The following is a 492-nucleotide window of genomic DNA, read 5'->3' as shown; positions in this document are numbered from 1 at the left end:
AACAAAGTGAGGCCATCCCAATGGTTCAGCAGATAGGCGATCGCCTTGCCCATCTCGCTGCCCGGCAACAGGCGGGCAGCTTGCTCGCGCAGGAAGCTCTCGAGTTCGGCGACGAGCGGCCGTGATCGCTCGTTGCGCGCCTTTTGTCGGATCGTGGCGTCGGAGCCACGGATCTCCTTCTCGATTACATAGAGCGCGGCGATGCGCGCGAGGACGGCTTCGGCGATGGGTGAGCCGGCCTTCGGAGTCGCGGCAATGATCTCGCGCCTGGAGTGGGACCAGCATGCGGCCAGCCGCAGCGGCGCGCCGCCTTGACGCTCGGGTCGTGCGAGCCTGTGATAGCCCTGGTATCCATCGACCTGAAGGATGCCGTCGAAGCCGTCGAGGATATGCTCGGCATGTTTGCCACTGCGTCCTGGCGCGTAGTGGTAGACCACGATTGGTGGATCAGCGCCGCCGTGGCCGCGATCGTCGCGCAGGACAGCCCACAGA

The 492-nt window shown here is 65.2% G+C and carries 1 protein-coding gene; it reads right to left on the bottom strand.

Features of this window, described 5'->3' with window-relative positions; genetic code table 11:
• On the bottom strand, positions 1-492 hold a 492-nt coding region (locus NJD74_RS19580), incomplete at both ends, for an IS66 family transposase (protein ID WP_319624821.1).

Source organism: Stenotrophomonas sp. RG-453 (assembly GCF_033843685.1).
In the GTDB taxonomy this organism is placed as follows: Bacteria; Pseudomonadota; Gammaproteobacteria; order Xanthomonadales; family Xanthomonadaceae; genus Stenotrophomonas; species Stenotrophomonas bentonitica_A.
The sequence above is the reverse complement of the archived record's forward strand: the minus strand, read 5'-3'. Positions and strand labels throughout refer to the sequence as shown.